This window comes from Lysinibacillus sp. RS10, assembly GCF_041956855.1.
GTDB lineage: Bacteria > Bacillota > Bacilli > Bacillales_A > Planococcaceae > Lysinibacillus > Lysinibacillus xylanilyticus_A.
The window spans coordinates 2,017,050-2,037,037 of record NZ_CP167122.1 but is presented as its reverse complement, the minus strand read 5'-3'; the positions used below and the strand labels follow the sequence as shown (position 1 = coordinate 2,037,037).

Sequence of the window (19,988 nt, the reverse complement as noted above, 5' to 3'; positions counted from 1 at the left end):
GTTCTCATCTGTGTTGATCTAAAAGAATAGGATTACCATCAGGATCTTCAATTGTAAAACTTGCAGGGCCTTCGCTTGTTTCATCTGCTTCAGATAATATTTTAATCCCTTTTGCTTTAAGATGTTTCTGAATGTCTCGAATGTCTGTAAACGAATTTAGATTCTCGGCATTTTCATTCCATCCTGGATTAAAAGTTAGAATATTCTTTTCGAACATTCCTTGGAATAGACCAATTATACAGCTTTCATTCTTCATAATGAGCCAATTTTGAGTAATATCCCCCCCGAATACTTGAAATCCAAGATTTTCGTAAAATGTTTTTGATATGTGAATGTCTTTTACACTTAAACTTACAGAGAATGCACCAAGTTTCATATTTCCTCCAATAAAATAATTAATAATTTAAAGCAAGTTTTTACATAAATTAAGTATACATCATTACTTTGATGAATACATTTCAGTTTGTCCAATTTTTCTAAAATAAAACCAAAGCCAAGTTAACTCAATGAGCCATATTCCATTAATTGACCCGATTCAAAAAGATTGTTCTCTTCATTCAAATAAGGTGCCCAATAGCTGATTACCTATTTCTTCCAATGCAGTGAGAATAAAAAAGAACTGTCAAGAGTGCTACAAGGATTGACAGTTCCTACTAGAGAAATATTAATTTTTACTCACTAAATGCGCATGCATGACAACATTCTTTTTCTTTGAATATAGTAAAAAAGATATTGTTAAACTTAAACTAATGACCCCGAAAACTAGCCCCATACCACTTAGACCAATTAAATCTAACATCATGCCTGTCGACAATAAAACGACTTGAAAGATGACGGAATCGATCATATTGCGGAATGAGAAAAATCGTCCGTGAAAATCTTTTGGTACTTGCTTTTGAAAAATCACCATTGTCGTTGGGAAAAAACAGCCTACTGAAAAACCAAAAATGCCAAATGTCATGAGCGCAAAGAATTGAATATCTGATAATAGTAACATTAGCTCCATCGAACCAATGATAAATGCTAATGAAAAGAGCAGTGTTCCTACTTTCACCCGTTCAGTAATCAATTTTAAACCTGCTGCACCTAGCATAAAACCGATACCTTCAACCGTATACAATAATCCTGATATCGTCGTTGACTGATGGATTTCAGAAATTTTCATAATAACTAAATTAAAGGACCCTAAAAATAATGTTGGGATTAACATTAGAACAAGTGTCATCAATACAACAGGGTGCTCCTTCACCATTGGTAAAACCTCTTTAAAACTACCCTTTTCCTTATTTGTTTTCGACTCATTAGCCGTTTCATCTAATTGTAGGAAGTTCGTAATAACAAACATCATCATATAGACGATCAATGAAATGATATACAACCATTTAAGCTCAAAGAAACTTAACATAAATCCTGCCGCAGCAGTTCCAATAATTCTTGATATCGTTCGAGCATTCATTTGCCAAGCATTTAATGTAATTAAATCCTTATCCTTGACAATCATTGGAATAATAGATTGTAGCGCCGGCATATAAAAGGCAGCTGCTATTTGCAATGTTATTAAAAAAAGAATCATCCAAATAACCGAATTTGTATAAAGCGCCATAAACATAAATAACACACTTATAATTCGTCCTATACTTGCCTGCTGCACCACTGTTTTTTTCTTCGACTGGTCAATAATACGACCTGCCAACGGACCTACAACTAAACCTGCTAGTATACCGCAAGCAATAATTAATGATTTGTGAAAGTCAGAGGGAACGACCTCTTGCATAAAAGCTAGATTCCCTATAATCCCAGCCCACAAGCCAAGACCTACGACAAATTCGCCTAATAAAATTATCCATACATTCCGATTATGCCACATGTTGCATCTCCTTGTTGATTCACTTTCAATTAATTACATTAATAGTAACAAAATTACAAATATTCGTACATATAATTATGGCTCATCACCATAACGTGTGGTTGATTTCCGTTCCGACTGGGCGCCCAGTCGGAACGAAGATCAACTTATATACAAAACATACGTCTTAAGAAATGCCATCCACAACTTTCGGTGATGATCCTCAAAATTACATCCTTTGTAATTTTTGTGTTTCTAGAAGATATTTTCTACTTACATGCATATGTATTTTGTTACTAATTCTTGCTCATCCACCATTTTTATAAAACATCTACCAATCAAGTTGTCTCCCCTTTTCCATTTACTTTCAAAAGTATACTGTTTTTACAGAAAATAAGTATCATGCAAAAGTTTGAAATAGACATAATAAAATAATCGAGTAGGAGGGAGTGACTAACTCCCGACCTCTCCAACCACCGTACGTACGGATCCGTATACGGCGGTTCAATTAAGATGAATAACGCAAGATTTCATAACGAGCTTGCAGACTTTTGAGCCCTTGGTTACTCCAATAAGAGTTACCAAGGGTTCTGTGTAATATTGGACTTTTCGAAATACGCCAGTAACTCTTGCGAGTATTGCCCCATTCGTAAGCCTTCCAGTCTGGAACTCCTAAGCGAATAAGGTTGCGCACTTTCGTACGAGGCTTCTTCCAATTCTTCCATAAACACATGCGAAGTCTTCTTCTAATCCATCCATCCAGTGATTCAAATATTGATTTCGTATCCGCTAATGAAAAGTAGCCACACCACCCAATTAAGTATTGATTCAATTGTTGAATTCGGTACTCCATTGGAAATGGCTTCTTTCTAGCTGTTAATTCCCGAATTTTGTTCTTCATTCGCTTTATGCTCTCTTTCGCAATTCGAACTTGTGGTTCTTTGCGGGAGGTAAAGCTAAATCCTAGGAATTTACGTTGCCAAGGACGAGCCACTGCGGATTTCTTCTCATTTATTTTCAATCGCAGCGTCTTCTCAATAAAGGTTTTGATACTTGCCATCACTCGTTCTCCTGCTCGTTTTGTTTTCACATAAATATTGCAGTCATCGGCGTAACGGACAAATTTATGACCACGTTTCTCTAATTCTTTGTCTAATTCATCCAGCACAATGTTTGAGAGAAGTGGACTCAGTGGACCCCCTTGGGGTGTTCCTTCATCTGTATCATAAACGACACCATTTATCATGACACCCGATTGCAAGTATCTACGAATCAGCTTGAGTAGAGGTTTATCAGAAATTTTCTTCGCTAATGTACTCATTAGACGGTCATGGTTTACTTTGTCGAAGAATTTCTCTAAGTCCATATCTACTACCCAGCGATATCCTTCTTTTATATAGCCTTTGGCTTCTCGGATTGCATCGTGAGCACTTCGTTTTGGTCGAAATCCGTAACTATGATTCGAGAAGTTCGGGTCGTATAGGTTGGATAGCACTTGGGCAATTGCCTGTTGAATGAGTCGGTCTGTCACGGTTGGGATTCCTAATAGTCGCACACCGCCGTCAGGTTTCGGGATTTCGATTCTGCGAACTGGTTGTGGTTGGTAGGTTCCCTCAAGAATTTGCTTCTTAATCGTTAGCCAGTTTTCGACTACATGCTGTCGTAGGAATTTTACGGGCATTTTGTCTACTCCATGACTCCCTTTGTTTCGTTCCACCCGTTTGAGTGCGAGAAGCAGATTCTCTCGTGATAAAATTTGATTCATTAACATCTCGTTCGACTCCTCCGTGAATAGCTTGTCTTCTTATAACAGTTTCTACTGCACCCGCTCAATGTCCCTCATGGGATTCACCATTACCTCCATTAAGTCGGTCCTTCTGGATTTTCTGTGTTTATCATAGAAAACTGCATGCCAAGGGCTATTCTCTCCGAATTGTTCGGTCCTTTCCATTCATTCTAGAAGTGAATGGTACTATGACCTCTGCTGACTTCTGATGGTTCAGCTACCTATCGCTAAGTAGGTTACAAAGTGTACTTTGCGTTTCCATCAGACCTCCCCGGGTAAGCGTATGCACTTTCACACCATCTATCCGCCTCATTTACTCGATATGACCTTCGACAGAAAGGACTTTGTGTTGTTGTGCACACTCATCCAATCATACCTAGCCTTATATGAGATTTGTGTTCCTCGGACCGGTGTTTTGCCTCCAGCTTCCTTCAGATTCCGCGTCGCCACGGACACCCTTGCTCTTGGCTAACCTCTACTTCTGTCTTCGAGGTTCGGGACTTGCACCCTATAGTTCATACGCATGCCGGGCGCACACAAAAAAGCATCGTTTGAATACATGATCAAACGATGCTTCCACATAATAGAACTTCTAATTTACGAACGAGCGATTTTCTACGGCACTCGAAGATTTTTTGACTTACTAATGTAACGACGGAAAAAACTCCCACAGTTGTTGCCTTTATCCCTGCATTGGACGTATCCCAAAGCTTCGCTAAATAATATCACGGTAGTAAAGGAAACCGTTGTCATAAAATCATCATATAGAAAAACAATAGGAATGCCAATGGAGGCAGCATAGACTGGGTCAAAGGTCGTTAACTTCATTTCTTTAAAGTATAATAGCAGGAACATACTATTAATTATCAGGACAAGGAGTAACATCCTTACAGCCTTTGGCATTGTAATCGAAAGCAATGTCCTTCTATCCCCCTTAATTTATAATAATTTCCTTATAAGCTGGCGCCAGCTTATCCAGAAAACAATAACCATCATTCCCGCTCCAACAGACTCTGTTAGTTTCCATAAAAGTGTAAGAATTATCAAAATACTTAACGGAAGAATTGTTAGCTTCACATCATCTAACTCTTTCATTCACTCACTCTTCTTTCTCGGACGATATTTTGTTTCCTTTAGGAAAGATATATGCTCAACATTAAAAAAACTCAACCATTTTATGAAATTTTCTTTTAAAAATTTTTTCTTATTACTTTCGCCTAGCACAAAAAACACCAACATTTTTCGTAAAAAATACTGGTGTTTAGTCATTTGTTTGTATCAATACACTCTTTTTAATTACTCGATTCATCATCATAAAACACGGAACTAAAACGAATAGCTTGTGTCAAACCCTCATGGATTTTTCTACTTTTATAACAGTTCCACTTCACTAATTCCTTCTACAACTTCATATTTCATCCGTCATATTAGTTGGTATTCTCCTGATACAAATACCTTAATCACAATCTATTTCGTTTAGTAGTTTAATGCTTGGCAGTTTGCGATCGATTTGTGCTGTTTAATTATTTACTTCTTCATAACAGTCGGTTCTATGGGTTGTTTTTTTAATATCCAGAAACATTAAAAAAAGACGACTCCATCCTATCTTAGAATGAATCGTCTGAGATTTTCACGTTCCCAAAAAATAAGGGGGGTTTTAGGAGCGTAATCATGAACTAGCAAACTTCTGGAGAAAAGTAGCTAAAGTTCATCCTCTCTACACTGTTTTGTAAATGAGGAAATAATCTTTATACGAAAATGATAACCATTATCAATTAAAACGTCAACAATAATCTATTAAATTTTACTATCTTCATGCAGTAGAATATTCCCCCTCTATAATTGTTGAGATGAATACCAGTATAATCTTTTTTCAACGGGCATCCAAACATGCACTTAAATAATAAATGGTTAGGATTTTTCAGCACTTCCGAAAAATATCAATTTACTTTTGACTAAGCTAAAAATACAGATTATCAATTTTCCTGCTTTCTTAAACGAATCGTCTCCTTTAATCGTTTCCTCCCTCGTCCTTCACTAGAAAAATTTGCAGTTTTAATCCATATACTGCAAACTATTAACATACCTAGCTAGAAAGGATGACTGAGACTAATGAAAAAATTAGTATGCGCTTTAATGCTTTCTATACTTGTTGTGGCAAGTGGTTACACAGTACAAGCTGCTGGCTTTAAAGATGTACCAGAAGATCACTATGCGTATGAAGCCATTATGTGGGCCGAGGAATATGAAATCGTTAACGGCTATGCAGATGGTACATTTAAACCTAATGCAACAATTACAGAGCAACAATTTGCGAAACTACTTGCCAATTTTTATGAGCTTGAATCGCCGTATGATGAATTAAAAAAACAGACCCCTGCTACAAACTGGTCTGATGAATATTACAATCGTCTTGCAAGCTATGGTGTGCCATTAAATGGATATTTTGATAACTATATTCGAGCAGCTACTGTAAAGCGTGGTGTTGTGGCACAGGCAATATCACATTTAACGAATGGCAAAAGTGGATTAGATCAATCGATTCAATTTTTACTCGACTACTACATTTCTACTGGTCAAAATCCTCAGTATGAAAATCGTAATTTGCAGAAGTTTTTCGGCGTTACAAACAATATGACACGTGCTCAAGTCGTTACAATGCTCCATCGTATGGATGAAAGAAATTTTTATGAAATTTCAGAGGACGCACAAGCCATTCATGAAAATGCTAGCAATGCTTCTTTAAATACGCGAGCAAAAAATGGCCAGAATCAGCTAGATAAAACAATGCAGCTCACAACACCATCAAAAAGTGCTTGGGAAGGGACCTATTCGTATTACTATAAATGGGGCAACAGTGCGACTGATTTTAATCGCCGTGACGCCATCATTTCCAACGCAACAAGTAAAAATTTCAACATTTTCATTACTGCCAATGATGGAACAGCTGGAGGTAGTATTGATGGGACTGCAACGATTACTTCAAGCACGAAGGCCGTGATGAACAACGCTTCAAACGGCAATCGCTGTGTACTAGAATTTGAGCGCCTTCAAAATGCACTAAAAATTACCGAGGTTGATTGTCGTACAGAGCATGATGAAGGAACCAATTTTTCTGGGACTTTGAAAAAACAATAGGTTGTATGTCCGACTCGTAATCTCTAACATCAAAATGTTGAATTACTACATCATTGAGGTACTTTTATAAGTCACAATTGTGCCGATGAACTAAAAAGTGCGAAATGAATTATAGAATTCATTCGCACTTTTTTAATTACCCAACTAGCACTTTTATCACTGATACAATCTTTATAAAAACAAGCGTGTTGATTAGGAAAGTCAGGCTTATTATTGAGCGATAAAAGAATTTTTTCGTTGCTATTTTGCTAATATCTTCCCTTTTTAATTGACTGTAGCCTGTGGCGGTAATTAATTCAGTGAAATGTGGTTTCTCTTTTATAAACAGTACGACCCTTATTTTAAATCGACATTTGCGGTGTTGCCGATTCAATGGCCAGCAACTTTTTGCTAATCAGTCATTAGTTAAGTGCTCTTAAAACTTTTTATAACTCTTCATGGCAATCTCAATAAAATCCGAGAGGTACGGAGATATATGTTTATTCTTATGCCAAGCAATATCCGTAAAAATATCTGCTAAATTCATGGATGTCGTCAATTCTTTTAAACGATGGTTTTCTAGCTCCTTCTCCACCACCATTTTCGGTAAGAATGAGATGCCTAAGCCAGCCATCACACATTGTTTAATGGCTTCAATACTAGCAAATTCAATCATTTGGTATGGAAGTGCACCTTCCTGCTGTAACTGTATTTCCAATTGATTACGGTAGGAACAACCACTTTCGGTCAAGAGCAGCGTTTCATTTATTAATCGTTGTGAAGAAAATACACCTTTCCCAAAGTTATCGTCGGTAGGTGCTGTGACAAATACTAATTGCTCTTGTAAAAGTCGTTCCCTATATAACATAGGCGTCTCTCTATAAATATCTGTAATAAACGCTACATCGAGATGGCCTGACTGTAATAAATCTTTGGCAATTTCGGTTGTGTGTACGGGCTTAAAAATAATTTTTACTTGGGGATGAGATTTTTGAAATTGTTGTAAAATACTTGGAAGACGATATACACATTGACTTTCCTGTGCACCTATTTTTAACACTGCTTGTTCCTGCTCGTTTAACATTGCTTTTTTCATTTCCATATCTAAGTCGAGCATTTTTTGGGCATACTGTTGTAATCGCTTGCCCTCTTCCGTCAGAGTAATACGCTTTCCTAGCCTCTCAAAAAGAACAACTCCTAGCTCCTCTTCAAGTGATTTAATTTGTGCGGTAATAGTTGACTGTGCATAATCTAGTAGCTGTGCTGTTTGCGTAAAGCTTAACGTGTCTGATGCTGTTAAAAACGTTTGTAGCTGTTTAATATCCATCTCTTTCACCTCTTAATCGCCTTTTCCGATACATTCCATCGAAACATTCAGCTTTATCGATAATAAACATCAGTTTACACTAGTAATAACCTAAAAAACAGAGGAGGATTCAAATGAACATTACCGCTTTCATTGGAAGCTCTAGAGCCGATAGTAATAGTGAGCAACTAGCTGACTATGTATTAGAGGGCATTAGACATGAAAAAATAGACCTTAAAAATTTAACGATCGAGCCTATTCACGATTTGCGCCATGATAATAATGGCTTTCAGTTTGTAGATGATGATTATGATCAAATTATTCATGCATTTTTAACAAGTGACCTCGTTATTTTTGCAACACCCATTTATTGGTACAGCATGTCAGGAATTATGAAAAATATGGTGGATCGACTAAGTCATGCTATTCGTGATGAGCGCTTTCCACAACTAAAAGAAAAACTACAAAATACTGAGGCCATCGTTCTTGCTGTCGGAGGTGATGACCCATATATAAAGGGTCTACCAATGATTCAACAATTCCAATACATCTTTGATTTCTTAAAGATGCAGTTTTCCTCATATATTATTGGAGAAGCAAACATACCAGGTGAGATTCGTCATGATGAACAGGCACTAGTACAGGCAGCCATATTAAATAATCAGTTAAAAGCACGTATAAATGTTCAATAAGAAAACGACCTGAAAGCGGGGATGCTTTTAGGTCGTTTTTCAAATGTTCGATTTTTCCATGTGACGTCAAAATATTTTGTAGTAAAGATTTATCGTTAAATGAAGAAGCCCATTGTATAATTTCCATTATCACCCGAAAAAAACGACCACATCTTAATAGTCGTTTGTAAATTCAAGCTCTTTAGCTGGCTCCCCTTTTTTATTCATCAGGCGCATACGAATCGGCTCGATTTTTAAAGTAATCATTTCATCTTGATTACCAACGAAAATACTTGTAAAAAACTCAGCTAACTTATTTTTTAGTCCTTCCTCATGAATTTCTGTTAGCTTTCCTTCAATTTCAACATACGAATCACCAAAGCCTCCATTTTCGTACCCAAATAAAATATGTGTATATGGATTATTGTGAAGCTCTTCCATTTTTTCTGAATGTTTATTCGTTACTGTATATAACACAAAATTTTCATTTTCGAACGTCATATAGCGTGAAAAGGGTTTACCATTTCTCACAGTTGCCATCGTTCCTATTTTTTCTCGATTTAAAACTTCTAATATTTCGTCACGTACAGAGCTCATGTAATCCCATCCTTTCTTATCCCCTTATATTTTGTCCTTATTTAGCTAAGCTAACCGTAATTTTTAGAAAAATACGAAATGTCAATCTTCGGAGTTATTCTCAATCTATTGTTATAATATTTTTTTGGACACAAGAATTTTTAGAATGAGGGTATTTAATGATGAAGCAAGCTTTTTTCACACGCTGTCTGTTTTTTCTTACAGGTATTTTGGTTTTATCTTTTGGTATAACGTTAACGATTAAAGGGCAAATTTTTGGTGTTGGTTCGTGGGACGTTTTACATATTGGACTAACGAAAACGTTCGGGTTAACAATTGGTACTTGGTCAATTATAATTGGACTAGCTATTCTAGCAATTGATATGGTCGTAACGAAGAAGTTTCCACTGCCAGGCACATTTATAGATATGTTTTTAGCAGGTATTTTTATTGATATTTTTAACTATTGGCTTCCTGATATAAATGGTTTTTGGATGCAACTGCTAGCTTATGTATGTGGCTTAGTATTACTTGGTTGGGGCTGCGGTATGTATATGGTAGCGAATTTAGGTATTGGTCCTCGTGATTCATTAATGCTTCTAATGGTCCATAAATTCGGCTGGAGTGTCACGCGCGCTCGTACAACGATGGAAGTTACAGTTGCTATACTTGGTTTTTTACTTGGCGGACCTATTGGGGTTGGAACAGCTCTAATGGCCTTTGGGCTTGGGCCAATTGTACAATTGGCTTTAACATACAACGAGAAATTATTTACAAAATGGACAGGCGTGAAGAACGCTGTTATATAAAGTGAAAGTTTATTCCGTGGGGTGTTCTTCATCCCATTATTATGGGCAATTCATGCGGGATTAACTTTAAGGACAATGCATTTTAAGATGTATTGTCTTTTTTTGTATACAGTTGCATTATACAGTTGGACTATATATAATCAAACTATACAGTTGAACTGAATAAGAGGTGTGACATAGTGAAAAAGCATAAATTACTACCTTTATCGGAAACGATGCACTATATTTTACTAGCTTTACGCGAACCGCTTCATGGTTATGCAATGATGCAAAAAATCGAAGAAATGAGCGAAGGTAGTGTAAGGATTGCTGCTGGGACCATGTATGGGGCAATTGAAAATTTGTTGAAATATCATTGGATTTCGCCTGTAGAGACCCAAGATACGAGGCGTAAGGTTTATCAAACAACAGCTGAGGGACTAGAAGTATTAGCGGCCGAGCAAGAAAGATTGCAGCGAATTTTATCTTTATATGAGGGAGCTGATGAAAATTGATAAAGTTTAAAATATTTTTTATATGGATAATAAAGAACGATGGTTAAATACAATGCTTGAAAGTGGCTGGGCATGTACACATATTCATTAAATAAGCGAATGATAGTATGGCCCAAAAGATCGCATGCTTCATTAAACGTTTATATATAGCAATCTGCGAATCACTATCTGAAAATAATTCATCATGTCCATCTTTGTCTTTTACCCAATAATAAGTTCCGTCATTAGATTTCCCTTTAATAACTTACCAACCAAAATCCTCGTGTAATTGTACATAGTTTTCGTGTGCCTCTTTGCGAAGATCTTGCTGAAAATCAATTCGAATGACTTGTTCCGTATCTGAAGTTCTCTTAAATATGTAAACGCCAAAAGAATTTTGAAACACCCTTTGCCTTAATGCATTTTACTATCCCATGGCTATTTATTGCAACATGTGTGATTTATGCTTTAACTTATATTCGCTATCGCAAAGCAATTCAGCTCCTTGTTCAATAGTGAACGTTAAAAAGGAGCCTTTTACAGATGTAAGTTAGCTCCTTTTTTAACTTTCTCTCTAATGTGTGAGCAATCGAATCGTTTTTGTACGACTAATCGGTACAGCTGAATCGTGCTCGACGACGACAACTGTTGAAAATTTATTATAATAATGGTCATCATGAGCCTTAGGCGATAAAATAATAAGCTTTCGTTGTAATTCGTTTACATACAAATCAAACACTTTTTCTTTACGCTCCTCATCCAATGCACTATCAAACTCATCTAGTACGATGAAGCTTGGTGAGGTATTTAAATTTTGTAGCAAGGCAAGTGCAAATAATAGTGAGCTTAATGACTCTTCTCCGCCTGACACACCTTTTCCAAGCTTACCATGTCTAGCCTTTGTGCCCACGTCTTCTAAACGCCCACTATGTCCGATTTTTCGCGCTTTAATATACAACTTAAAAATTATACGACCTTTTTTATCTTCAAAACGTTCATACTCAATTTTTCCTTCAAATTGGAATTCATCCATATATTTCGAAAATAAATTATTTATTTTAAGAACATTCATATTGATGGTCGTTTCAAGACGATTCTCATTTTCTAATGCTCGATTTCTGTGAATTTCTAAGTATTCCTGTGTTTGATCTACTGTCTCTTTTTTTATGTCAAAGTCATCTTTTACTGCAATATAATTACGCTCTGCCTCAGGATTCACATCTTCTACTCGTGCATTCTCAAAGTTGATACGTGCTGTAGTATTGTCATTTTTCAACTTTGTCACAGTGCTATTTAATACTAGAGCCTCTTCTTGTACTTTAGCAAAAATATCTGGAATAATTGTTGCTAGCTCTTCTAAACGAAGCTGTTCTTGTAAAATGGAGGCTTCTGCCACTTCAAATTCTTCCTGATATTTGATAAGCAACTTCTCCGTACCTTGCACTTCATTTTCTGCATCCGTTAAATCACGCTCAAGCGATCGAATATCACTTTCTTTTTGTCTACAAACATCATGGAGTTTATAGCTCTCATCCTTTAATTGATTAAGTTTGCTATTCGTCTCATCAATAGTATCATTCATGTCTTTTAACTTTAATTTCGCTTCTGCAAGCTGTTCTTGAACTTTCTTTAAAACGCCAAGCTGCTCATAAATATCTAGCTCAGTTTTTAGTTTTTCTAATTCAAATTGGGTGGCTATTTTTTTCCCTTGCTCATTTTGTAGTGCTGCTTTCATCTGGATTTCTTGTTTCTGAAGTTCTGTAAACTGTTCGTCTAGTTTTGTTTTGTACTGTAGCTTATGATGCTTGAATTCGGCATCTACGACAATTGCTTCTGCCTTCTGTACATCCTTTATAATACTATTTAGCTTTTGCAAGCTGATTTGGTCTTCTTTAAATTGTGTTGTCGCTACTGTTAACTGTGTTTCAAGCTGCGTCCTTAATTGGCGCATTTTGTATAACTGCTCTATCAGCATTTTATCATTTAAAATAACTGTATTTTTTTCTTGTGCACCTCGATTGCCATGCTCATCTACTAATAATTCATCTTGGATTTTCGGTACTTGCATCTCGAAAAATTGCTGCACCCACCATAATGCTTTTACGGCAAAATTTTGTTCTTTTTCCGATAATCCTTGTCGAACAACTAATTTTTGCACTGGTAAACTAGTAGTCAAACGAGCTGGCACAATTGAACGTAACGATACATGATACAAATCATTGAACGCTACTTTTTCTTTTGCATCATAAAAAATGGTATATTTAATCGAATTCAAACGATTTTCATGCTCTATTGTGGCACCTTCAGCTAACGTAACTAAATCTCGGAATGTATAAGCCGAGATGTTTCGTTGCTTGAATTGTTGTAAGCCTGCTAATTGACGAGCTGAATATATTTGATTGTTTTCACGTTGTGTAATTTCAATTGTTGTATTTTCAAGTGCCTGCTCTAAGGAAACTTTTTTCTTATAATAATCCTGAATTTGATGTTCAAGATGGGTAATTTTTTGTTGTACATGGTGGGCACTCGTATGCTCTGCTAGGAGTGCGATTGCTTCCTGCTCCGCTTTTTCAATTTGCTCTAGCTCCCATTTAAGGGTTAATCTATTGCCATTAAGCTCATCCTTTTGGATAGTCAAATTTGTTAATTGCTGCTGTAATTGTTTATATTGCTGTTCAATTATAACTAGTTCTTGCTGTGCATCATCGAATTTTGCTTTTGTTACATCCTCTGTAAACCGAAGCTGTTTACGCTGTTCCTCTGTATGAAAAAGTTGATCCTTTAATTCCTGTTCTGTCACAATCAAGGTCTCTCGTTTCTTGGATAACTGTTCAAGCAATGTTGATTTTGATCGCTTTTCCTCATCCATTTGCAGTTGCTTTTTACGCAACTCTTGTAATAAGTGCTTTGCTTTTTCGATTTGTTTCTTTATTTGTCCAATTTTTCCTTCTGTATCTTGATGAAAGTTTGTTTGCTTTTTTTGTTTTTCCACAAGTTCTAGCTTTTGATTGTTGTATAATTGCACAAGTGACATTGTATAAAGGATATGCGCTTTTCCTGCTTCATATAAACGAGCCTTGTTATTTTTTAAACGATCAAATTCTTCTTTTGCTAATTTCAAATTAAATTCAGCCTGCTTTACAACTGTCTTCGCAGCCGCAAGCTCTTGCTCCAACTCTTTAACACCTTCAATTGCTGTTTCCCACAACTGCTGGATTTCAGTAATATTATGCATTTCACTAAATCGACGAAAACGCTCTTCAGGCGCCATCACAGCAAACTGATTCACTTCTTGCTGATACCAAATTAAATAAAATAAATCTGAATCAATTTTATATTTAAACTGTAAATCTTCTTTATATGTTGTAAAATTACGTTGGTTTGCATCACCTGAACGATAAATATCGCTGACAGTCAATTCGTCCTCTGTTTCTCCAGTTAGGACATGATATTCCCGCTGTAATACGCCCCGATTTGCATCCTGCTCAATCATTAATCGAAATGAAACAAAAGGTGCTGCGTCAATTCGTGATGGCCCTTCATTTTTAAAGGTTAGCTCCACCATCGCTCTCCATTTTTGATGGCTTGGTAAATTATTTGAACGCAAGCCCTCTAAATCGATTTTTGACGAATATAGTACCGCTCCCATACAAAATGATATAGTTGATTTTCCTGTGCCATTTGGACCCGTGATTAGAATATGATCATTAGCTTGACCAAATAAAATGCGCGTTGGTTTATAGTCACGTATACCACTAAACTGCAGACGATAGGGAATCATAGTGCGTCCTCCCGAATATACAGATTATAGCGTTTGAAAAATTTCAATACTTCTTCTTTATTTAACTGAGTCGATTGGGCAAATTCGGCAGTTCTTCGTAAAAATGAATCTGAAAACATATGAACACCAATCGCTGTTAACGAGTAAGCTTTTTCATTTTTTGAAATTTCATTTTCTTCTACTGCACCGATTTTTTTCAGCTGGTCGATGTTTTTCAGTAATTTAGCACTCGCATTTAACATCTCATGTCCGAAATCTGTTAATATTTGCTGCACTAATGTATATTCATGGTTTAGTACTTCCTGCTGATAAAACATATATAGTAAAATCGCAAGTGCCTCTTTGCTTAATGTCGACTTTGCATCCTTGGCGGAAACTCGCATCATAACGATCACGCGCGTTCTTTTTTCATCATAAATTACACGAAAGTTGCGATGCACCGCTGCATTTACACGTTCAATAAAAGAATAGAAAGCCTTGTCATCGTTTTTTATGTCTAATAGCTTTTCTAAATCCTTACGTCTTAAACCATAATTACTGCCTAGTACACTTGCAGAGGATGAAAATAAAAGCTGCATGAATGCTAGCTCTTCCTCCGCCGATAAGTAGGCACGTAAATTACTCATTGTCGCAAGTTGTGCGTTTATGTCGTTGTAATGTAAATCGTCTGTCGTCATCTTCTACCCACTCCCATCGTTTATCGAATTGTTTTGTATCCAATACTTCCTTCATATTCACCTTTTGTTTACTAGTTAAAGCTGATACAGCTAAAAGGGACCGAATTGCATCTCCCCATTCAGCAGAGCTTGATTCAATCATCACTTCCTCTAGTTCACTTTCACCATGTACATCCAAGTAATGTTCGATTACATCTGTATTAATAACCGCCTTCGTCATTTGCCACGCCGCATCATCAAACAATTGTTGAACGGATTCACCTTCAACAACCGTTTCTTCAAAGTCGATTTCCTCCTCAGTCTCAATTGGATCATTCACTTTTGGTTCATAGGTTTCTAAATAGTGAATAGCTTCATCAATATCTTGTCCACCTATCGGAGCTGCAAATTTAATTGGCATCCAAATACCGTCCAGTTCCTCATCCTTATACTGTGCCTGCTCCATAAAACTAAATAAATCATACGCATTTGGGATATTCGAATCGATTGGTGGGTTGTACATATTTACTATAAATGTGCGTATCTTTTCTGGTGAAATCGAATCGGAGAGAGGCGTATCCTGCATCGTTACAAAACGAATATATTTCGTAAGCATTCCTAGACTAAGAGCTGTTCCCTTTGATAAAACGGCTGTCCCACGTTGTACTAATTCACTCATCACTAAGCTCTCTTCTACAGTTTGGAACTGGCTAAGTCGCTCTTGCATTTTTATTTCAAGTTCCTGCATTAGCTGATGGATAATTTCAAGCTGTGGTAAAGCATTTCGATCAGCAAAAAATTCTAATTGACGAAGTTCCAGTTTTTGAATTGCATCTTCAACATTGTGAATCATAGATGCAATTTTATTACCTCCTGAGATTCCATTATCATCATAGGCTGCACTGAGCTCCGCATCTCGCCGTGCTTGGAAAAGCGAACGCCCAATATCATCCTGTAAATAATAGGCTAATGAGTCGTTCGCAAGACGAATAAGTGCATCCATCATCCGTTTACCACGGTCTAATAATTTTATTTGACGCGTTTGTTTTGTAAGCCAGCTATTACGCGCCAAAATGTAAATTAAGTGATCAAGTTGCTTGATGGTTGGTGGTGCATCATCGATAAATGTATTACGATAGCGATAATACAGCATTTCTGTATCCTCAATCACATCTGCTAAGCCTAAAGATTCTTCATATAAAAGCTGAATCGTATTTAGAAACCGTAAAATTTCAAGCGGTGACTCATAAATTTGCTGGCTCCCAAGCTCGTTTAATACCCCCGCTAATGAGGCAATATCACGCATTGATGTTTTAAGCTCAGCTGTGTTCGATTCAACATTAAAAATAGAGATAGGTGCACGCTTTACTGTATCCATTTCATCCATTGTTCTATGTCTCCTAATTGCTGCTCTTGTTCGTGTTCAGCTATTTCAAGTTCACCAAGTAGCCACTTTTTATAGGCTTCGATATCAGAAAAAGTCTGATTATCCCTAGCAATCATTTTATATGGTGTCTTAATCAATTGTACTGCATGCATAGCTATTATTAAGCCTGCAACATCAAAATCTGTCCAAATAATCACTGTTTGTGTGGTGACAAGCTGACGAATCAACGTTTTATGCGCAGACCTTATTTGACCATCTAAGCATAAAATAAAGGAATTAGTATGCTGTAAAAAGCTTGTTTCCTTTGCCATTCGTGTAAGGATTGCTCTATTTTCGACGAGCCAAATAATGCTTGCATCTGTTTTATATGTATCCTTTAAAATGGCATCATCTGTTAATGCATGAATAACACCTTGTTGATAATGGCTATATGTCCCCGTTAACTCACCCGAAAAAAAGACTGGTGTAATTTTCCCTAAACTAATTAATCCGCAATCACTTGTCTGTACAGAAAAGACACGTTCTAGCTCCTCGATAAATTCTTTTTGCTCACGGTCGAAAACTTTTGAGCCTCCAATCTTATCAAAAAGCGTTGCACCTATTTCTTTAAAATCAAACAGTACTCCTTCATTTGCCAATTGGAAAAAGCCGATTGAAAAATGCAAAAAACGTAATCGTTTTTCAATCGACCAATGGGACAATAATTTTGGCGTATGCGCTAATTTTTCGATCGGCATTGCTATAAACTCATTTAAATTTCGCACAGCTTGTTGAAGTTCTTTTATAGGTTGTATGTCAGCACTTTTTTGCAACTGCAATGCATAATTTTCTAACCTTTGCGTCTGCTGCTCTTTCTGTGCATCAATATAGCACTTTAAACTTGGTCCAATTCGGTAATGGATTGCTTTTGCGGTACGCCCATCTTGTGCGAAAACAATTTCTTCTACAATCCACCCTTTCTTAATCCAGCTTTGAATTGTAGAAAAATCTTCTGTTAGCTTTCGCCTTGCATTTTTTGTGAATTTATAATTTAATAGCCCTTGTGGTGGCACTGTTTTTGTTAGTTGACCAACCTTTAAAAACGATACAATGCGGTAAGTTCGTGCAGTCTGTTTTGCTACCGTATACTGCTTGATTGTATCTGAAATATATTTTGGAGGTACTTCAAGGTGTTCACCATTTTTGACAAAATACGAAGTCAAAAATTGTTCTATCATACTATCGCACCCTTTCTCCCTTCATTATACAAAACCAGTGTATTGAATGGACCTACTTATATATATTAAATCAAAAAAATCTGTTAAAACACATAACAAAAAACTACATCATCCATTAGGCGAATCTGATGGATGATGTAGCTTTTTTCTTTTTACGCTTCTTCTGGATTTTTCCCAGTAGCCTCGATTACTTCTGGGGTACCATCCACTGTGTCGTCTTCCTGCACATTTTCAGCAGCAGGCGGTGTAATTGTCACTAATGTATAGTCATCTTCCTGTAAAATTTCAAAGGAAAACTTTTGACGAATATCTCCTACATAAAGTGATGTTCCGATGGCTACATCAGTCACATCAACCTCTATTGTTTCAGGGATTTTAGCTGGATTTACTTTTATTCGAACTTCACGATTAGGCTGTAATAGGAATCCACCATCTGCAACTCCAATGGCATTACCAGTAACCGTTACTGGAATATCAACCTCTAGTTCCTCTGCCATATTAATGGACTTGAAATCTACATGCTTAACATTGCCTTTTAATGCACAACGTTGCACTTCTGTTAGTACTGCGTTGATCCGATTACCGTCAACATCTAATTGAAACACACTTTTATTTCCGAATGCCGCTAACATTTTTGCAAATACTCTAGCATCAAGCGATATCGCTGTTGGCTCCATTTGATAGCCATAAACAACACCTGGAATAGCACCTTTCTGTCTAAGCTGAGTTAATGATGATTGACGCCCTTTTTCACGTTTATTTGCAGTTAAAACAGTACTCATCGTCATTTTCCCCTTTCATGGAAACTAGTCTCATAAAAGGTTTTGCCCGTTCTAATGATTTTTATACCCTTTAGAATATAGTGGTCGATAAAGATTTTCTACAAACATGAGGTGGATCGGTAAAAATCATGTGTACCTTTCTCTTGTCAATAGCTGATGATACGTACATATTTAGTACCATTGAATTCCCGCTTCGGTATTTCAAGTGAAGATTCATATCGAATAGACTAGCTCATTTTTTTCGGACTCATCTCTTTGTTTTTTCATTTAAACTTTTCATACCAATTCCTTACATATCATCTCAATATCTTTTGAAAAAGATTTTACTTGAAAGGCGTCTGAGAATAATCCTCTCTTAGATGACGCTACAACTTGTTTTAGCTTTTGTTCATATGTTTGTATAAATTGTTCAATTGTTGGACATTCAATTTTTAATGCTCTAGCTACCCCTTGAATAATTTTTAGACGATAGTAATCCTCTTTTGGCATTCTTGGAATATCCCATGTACCTTCATGATTCAAAAATATCTTTCTTATCGGAACTGCCGAAAAATCAAAATATCTTCCCTCTTGATCTGGATTAGAAAAAGGATCAATCAATAATGAAGCATAACGAATATATAACAGATACTCCTGATGAATGGACTCCAGCTGTTCAAAATTCTCTATATCTTGTCGTGCAATACTTGCTGGCTGTAATGGATAGTTATCATCTACCATAAATTTCAAAAGATTTAGCGACTGAATATTGACTCGTTTCAATATTTCCATCGTTTCTTTCCAATGATTCAGTAAATAACGAATCATTGTGTACGTAATAGGTCCCTCAGGATAAAGCTTATAAACATATTTTTTAGTTATTTGCTCTTCAAATATTGCCTGTAATGAAAAATCATTCATAAAAAATGCTGGATGTACATATAAAGAAATATTTCTTGTTTCCGCTTCTAATGGCGACGCTAATATGTCTAGTTGAATTCCTAGCTGACAAAATAACTCGCTTAGCTTAGCCAGTCGCTTCGTTTTTGCTTGGGTGGAGCCAATGTAAACTTTTTTCTTTACCCCGGTTGTTAACACTTCATTCGACGGCACATCCTGTAACCATCTCGTATCCCCATAATATGTAGAAAAACTAAAGACCTCTGCACAGGACGAAATCTGTTTTAAATAGTTAGTCAATAAATGACTAGAGCCAAATGTAGGTGAAATCAAAATAAAGCATTTGACTTGCCTCAATACTTGGCTATCAATTTGTGATAATACGGCTGTATATGCATCCGTGGTTACAGTCAGAACAACGGTATCCCAATCTCCTGTTACTGTATGATAGCCTTTAAAAAGACAATCGATTACACATTTCCCCGCTACAGGTTGATGTTGTGTATTTTGTATATGTACTTTGAGTGTAAGTTGATGTTTGATTATAGCTTCGTAGAAAAAGTTTGAGCGTAAAGATTCTCGACCAGCAATACCCACTTTACTATTTAAATAATTTCTAAAATTCACAGCTAATTGAATAGCTATTGGCCCTGTCCCTAACAATAAAACCCGTTTAAAATAAGTCATAACATTCTCCTCACT

General features: G+C 36.4%; 17 protein-coding genes. 4 read left to right on the top strand and 13 right to left on the bottom strand.

Annotated features, from left to right (window positions below; translation table 11 throughout):
* Positions 1–4 precede the first annotated feature (4 nt).
* The 4 genes from ACB089_RS10410 to ACB089_RS10395 all read right to left on the bottom strand — a co-directional run bounded on the left by ACB089_RS10410 (position 5) and on the right by ACB089_RS10395 (position 4,487).
* A complete protein-coding gene (locus tag ACB089_RS10410; protein ID WP_374966333.1) occupies positions 5–376 on the bottom strand; it encodes a VOC family protein in 372 nt (123 codons plus the stop codon).
* 288 nt (positions 377–664) lie between these two features.
* Positions 665–1,867: an MFS transporter gene (locus ACB089_RS10405; protein ID WP_374966332.1), complete on the bottom strand. Its 1,203-nt coding sequence runs from the start codon at positions 1,865–1,867 to the stop codon at positions 665–667.
* Between the two features lie 487 nt (positions 1,868–2,354).
* A complete protein-coding gene (gene ltrA, locus ACB089_RS10400; RefSeq protein ID WP_374963429.1) occupies positions 2,355–3,617 on the bottom strand; it encodes a group II intron reverse transcriptase/maturase in 1,263 nt (420 codons plus the stop codon).
* A 630-nt stretch (positions 3,618–4,247) separates the two neighbouring features.
* On the bottom strand, positions 4,248–4,487 hold the full coding sequence (locus tag ACB089_RS10395) for a metal ABC transporter permease (protein WP_374967539.1): 240 nt from the start codon (positions 4,485–4,487) through the stop codon (positions 4,248–4,250).
* A 1,257-nt stretch (positions 4,488–5,744) separates the two neighbouring features.
* On the opposite strand from ACB089_RS10395, the gene ACB089_RS10390 reads away from it, so the two are divergent.
* Positions 5,745–6,770 carry an S-layer homology domain-containing protein gene (locus ACB089_RS10390; protein WP_374966331.1) on the top strand — a complete coding sequence of 342 codons (1,026 nt, stop codon included), beginning with the start codon at positions 5,745–5,747 and terminating at the stop codon, positions 6,768–6,770.
* 415 nt (positions 6,771–7,185) lie between these two features.
* Here ACB089_RS10390 and ACB089_RS10385 read toward each other — a convergent pair whose 3' ends face one another.
* Positions 7,186–8,076 carry a LysR family transcriptional regulator gene (locus ACB089_RS10385; RefSeq protein WP_374966330.1) on the bottom strand — a complete coding sequence of 297 codons (891 nt, stop codon included), beginning with the start codon at positions 8,074–8,076 and terminating at the stop codon, positions 7,186–7,188.
* 113 nt (positions 8,077–8,189) lie between these two features.
* Between ACB089_RS10385 and ACB089_RS10380 the strand changes: the two genes are divergently transcribed.
* Positions 8,190–8,747 carry a flavodoxin family protein gene (locus ACB089_RS10380; RefSeq protein ID WP_374966329.1) on the top strand — a complete coding sequence of 186 codons (558 nt, stop codon included), beginning with the start codon at positions 8,190–8,192 and terminating at the stop codon, positions 8,745–8,747.
* A 153-nt stretch (positions 8,748–8,900) separates the two neighbouring features.
* Here ACB089_RS10380 and ACB089_RS10375 read toward each other — a convergent pair whose 3' ends face one another.
* Positions 8,901–9,323 (bottom strand): pyridoxamine 5'-phosphate oxidase family protein, encoded by a 423-nt coding sequence (locus ACB089_RS10375; protein ID WP_374966328.1) that lies wholly within the window; start codon positions 9,321–9,323, stop codon positions 8,901–8,903.
* Between the two features lie 161 nt (positions 9,324–9,484).
* Between ACB089_RS10375 and ACB089_RS10370 the strand changes: the two genes are divergently transcribed.
* The gene (locus ACB089_RS10370) at positions 9,485–10,111 is read left to right on the top strand and encodes a YitT family protein (RefSeq protein ID WP_374967538.1); all 627 of its coding nucleotides are present in this window, start codon (positions 9,485–9,487) and stop codon (positions 10,109–10,111) included.
* Positions 10,112–10,326: 215 nt separating this feature from the next.
* A complete protein-coding gene (locus tag ACB089_RS10365; protein ID WP_374967537.1) occupies positions 10,327–10,605 on the top strand; it encodes a PadR family transcriptional regulator in 279 nt (92 codons plus the stop codon).
* A gap of 244 nt (positions 10,606–10,849) precedes the next feature.
* Here the strand turns inward: ACB089_RS10365 and ACB089_RS10360 are convergent, their stop codons facing one another.
* From ACB089_RS10360 to ACB089_RS10330, 7 genes are all read right to left on the bottom strand, one after another.
* Positions 10,850–10,990, bottom strand: a complete 141-nt coding sequence (locus ACB089_RS10360; protein WP_374966327.1) for a DUF2812 domain-containing protein — start codon at positions 10,988–10,990, stop codon at positions 10,850–10,852.
* Positions 10,991–11,158: 168 nt separating this feature from the next.
* A complete protein-coding gene (locus tag ACB089_RS10355) occupies positions 11,159–14,365 on the bottom strand; it encodes an AAA family ATPase (RefSeq protein WP_374966326.1) in 3,207 nt (1,068 codons plus the stop codon).
* Complete coding sequence (locus tag ACB089_RS10350; protein ID WP_374966325.1) at positions 14,362–15,042, bottom strand: hypothetical protein; 681 nt, start codon at positions 15,040–15,042, stop codon at positions 14,362–14,364. The genes ACB089_RS10355 and ACB089_RS10350 overlap by 4 nt, the downstream gene beginning before the upstream one ends.
* On the bottom strand, positions 14,984–16,408 hold the full coding sequence (locus ACB089_RS10345) for a hypothetical protein (RefSeq protein WP_374966324.1): 1,425 nt from the start codon (positions 16,406–16,408) through the stop codon (positions 14,984–14,986). Before ACB089_RS10345 ends, ACB089_RS10350 begins: the two co-directional genes overlap by 59 nt.
* The gene (locus ACB089_RS10340; RefSeq protein ID WP_374966323.1) at positions 16,387–17,625 is read right to left on the bottom strand and encodes a DUF2399 domain-containing protein; all 1,239 of its coding nucleotides are present in this window, start codon (positions 17,623–17,625) and stop codon (positions 16,387–16,389) included. Before ACB089_RS10340 ends, ACB089_RS10345 begins: the two co-directional genes overlap by 22 nt.
* Before the next feature lie 152 nt (positions 17,626–17,777).
* Entirely contained in the window at positions 17,778–18,407 is a 630-nt protein-coding gene (locus tag ACB089_RS10335; protein ID WP_374966322.1) for a 50S ribosomal protein L25/general stress protein Ctc, read from the bottom strand.
* Positions 18,408–18,683: 276 nt separating this feature from the next.
* Complete coding sequence (locus tag ACB089_RS10330; protein WP_374966321.1) at positions 18,684–19,973, bottom strand: opine metallophore biosynthesis dehydrogenase; 1,290 nt, start codon at positions 19,971–19,973, stop codon at positions 18,684–18,686.
* Positions 19,974–19,988: the final 15 nt, after the last annotated feature.